Genomic DNA, 2,960 nt, shown 5'->3' with positions numbered 1-2,960 from the left:
GTCTGAAAACCGGCCGACGCCGTTGCAAACGACCCGGACAAGGCTCCCGGGTCTGCCGAGCGGCGATGCGAACGACATGGCGCCGGATGGCCGCGTCGCCAAAGTCGGACGACGATGTCGGTTCCCGGACCGGGCTTGGAGCTATGGCGAGGCTGGCAAATCGGGGCCCCGGAATGGGGCTGGTGCGGTCAAGAGGACTCGAACCTCCACTCCGGTTAAAGAACTAGCACCTCAAGCTAGCGCGTCTACCAATTCCGCCATGACCGCACGGAACTCCGCGCCAGGCAGCGCGAAGCGGAGGCGCGTCGTCTAGCAAAACGCTCGGGCCCTGACAAGCGCAACGGTGCCGCTGTTACGGCGCCGCAGATCCCCCGCTTATGGGGAGGCGGCGCGCCGACGACGGAGGCTAGACGAGGGGCGACACCCCAGCGTTGTAGGGCGCGGTCGCTGACCGCGCCGGCGGCCTCACCGAGGCCGCCCTATAAGGGTCCGCCCCTCACCCCGTCTCTCTCTGGTGCTCAAAGCGTTGGGGAATCATGCCGCGTCTCCCGCATGCCGAGAATCGCGACAAAGCTGATGGCCGCGGCGCCGGCGATGTAATAGCCGACCCAGGCGACGCCGCCCGCCGCTTCGAGCACCTGCGCGAGCGACGGCGCGAACGAGGCGCCGAGAATGCCGCCCAGGTTGTAGGCGCTCGCCGCGCCGGTGTAGCGCACCTCCGTCGGGAACAGCTCCGGCAGGAGGGCGCCGAGCGGGGCGAAGGTCAGTCCCATTGTTCCGAGCGCCGCGGACAAGAAGACGAGCGCGCCGCCTTCGCCCTGAGCCAGCAGCGACGGCATCGCGAACCCGACGACCGCCGCGACGACGGCGGAGGCGAGCAGCACCGGCCGCCGGCCGAACCGGTCGGCGAGCGCCGCCGAGATCGGGGTCGCGACCGCCATGAACACGATCGCCACGCACAAAAGCTCGAGGAAACGGATGCGCGGAATGCCGAGCGCCTTCACGCCGTAGCCGAGGGTATAGACGGTCGCGATGTAAAAGAGGGCGTAGCAGACCACGATCGCCAGCGAGCCCTGGACGAGCGGCTTGAGATGGCCGCGAAGGAGCGCCGCAAGCGGGACGTCGACCCGGGCGTCTTCGGCGAGCGCGGCCTTGAAAGCCGGCGTTTCCTCGAGCGAGGCGCGCACGTAGAGGCCGATGGCGACGAGGACCGCGCTGAAAAGGAAGGGCGCGCGCCAGGCCCAGTCGACGAAAGCCTGCTCGCCGTAGGCGACGAGGAGGAGCAGGAACAGGCCGGTCGCGATGAAGAACCCGATCGGGGGCCCAAGCTGGGGGAACATGCCGAACCACGCCCGCCGCCCGTGCGGCGCGTTCTCCACCGCCACCAGCGCCGCCCCGCCCCATTCGCCGCCGAGTCCCACGCCCTGCAGGAAGCGCAGCGCGGCGAGCAGCCACGGCGCAGCGACGCCGACTGCGGCGTAGCTCGGCAACGCGCCGATCAGGGTCGTCGCCAGACCCATGGTCATCATGGTGGCGACCAGCGTCGATTTCCGCCCGATCCGGTCTCCGAGGTGGCCGAACACGAAGGAGCCGACCGGACGGGCTAGGAAGGCGATGCCGAAGGTCAAATAGGCGTTCAGGGTCTGCGTTTCTGGCGACGACTTCGGGAAGAACATCGGGCCGAACACCAGCGCCGCCGCCGTGCCGAAAATGTAGAAGTCGTAGAACTCGATCGTCGTGCCGACGAGGCTCGCCAGCACGATCTGCCCGACGCCCGCGCGCCCGGCCGCGCCGGCTGTTCCCTGGAACGTGGTCATGCGGACCCTTCTGTGGCGAGTCTCGGCTCAGATGTGCGGGCGACAGTCCCGCTCGCCCCGCGAAAGCGGAAAGAGGAGCTACCCGACCTTAGGCGCTGTTGGCGCGATTCGACACTGGGCGCACACGTTTTGCGGACATTGCCGACCGCCGCCGCGGCTGGCTCCGTTGAACGGGAAGCTGCTTTTCTGCGCCAAATTGCGACCGTGCCAAATCCCTGGTCGGCTCGGGCGCTATTGCGGTCTGTAATAGGTGCTGAGCCGATTCTTCCGGAGGATTTCATTTCCATCCCGAATGTCCGGGAGCGATTCCCACTCCAATATCTTCTGCTCCTCGGCGCCGATCTTGTTGTCGAGCAGAATCTGCTGCCTCAGCACGCCGAGGAAATGGCGGCCGCCGGCAATCCTCAACTCGTTCCTGTCGCCGATGACGGTGAACAGGAGGATGGCCGATCCGGTCGCCACGGCGATGGAAAGGCACGCCCGAGAGACATCCCCATACATGGTCAGGAAGACCAGCGCCGACACCGGCGCAACGACGGTCAGCGTCGCATACCGCGCGGTTGCCGCGTTGGAAACGCCGAGCGGAAGTCTACCATACGTAATGAGCGCTTGTTCCAGAAGGCCAAACAGCAGGATGGACATCAACACGAAGGACCGCTTCTTTTCATCGCGCGGAAGTTTGCCGAAGTGAATGAAAACGAATACGAAAACTCCAGTCAGGACGGCGCCGACAAGTAAATCGAGCCATAAGATCGGCCCCAAGACCGAGCCCTGAACGAAGACGCCAACAATCGAATTGCCTGTTGCGATAACGAAAAAGCGCAGAGCGTCGAGCGGGCGCGAGAGGAGCACCGCGAGACTTCCGCCTGCGCTCAGTCCCCAAAGATACGCGCCTAGAGAGAATATTGCGCACGAGAAATACGCCAGCAACCCACCGAGGGCGCGGACTCGGAATAGAACCATCGCCAGACCGATCTGAGCAATGTTGATGACCCAGACAATAACGCCGCCAGCCATCGAAAACAAAGCAAGCTCAAACAGAACGATGGCAACGGTCAATATCGCGGCCTTTGCAATTTTTCGATCGTCGCCGAAAAGGAACCACGCAATAAAAACAATCGATGTGATCGAGAAAGCGACCGT

General features: G+C 64.8%; 2 protein-coding genes and 1 tRNA gene. All 3 read right to left on the bottom strand.

Features of this window, described 5'->3' with window-relative positions; genetic code table 11:
• Positions 1-180: 180 nt before the first annotated feature.
• Positions 181-267: transfer RNA gene (locus tag ACLP25_RS17890), tRNA-Leu, on the bottom strand.
• Between the two features lie 251 nt (positions 268-518).
• Complete coding sequence (locus ACLP25_RS17885; protein WP_442470525.1) at positions 519-1,817, bottom strand: MFS transporter; 1,299 nt, start codon at positions 1,815-1,817, stop codon at positions 519-521.
• A 231-nt stretch (positions 1,818-2,048) separates the two neighbouring features.
• The coding region (locus ACLP25_RS17880) for a hypothetical protein (protein ID WP_442470524.1) at positions 2,049-2,960 on the bottom strand (912 nt) is incomplete at its 5' end.

Source organism: Roseiarcus sp. (genome assembly GCF_052145395.1).
GTDB lineage: Bacteria > Pseudomonadota > Alphaproteobacteria > Rhizobiales > Beijerinckiaceae > Roseiarcus.
Note: the sequence above shows the minus strand (reverse complement) of the source record. Positions and strands in the feature narration are given on the sequence as shown.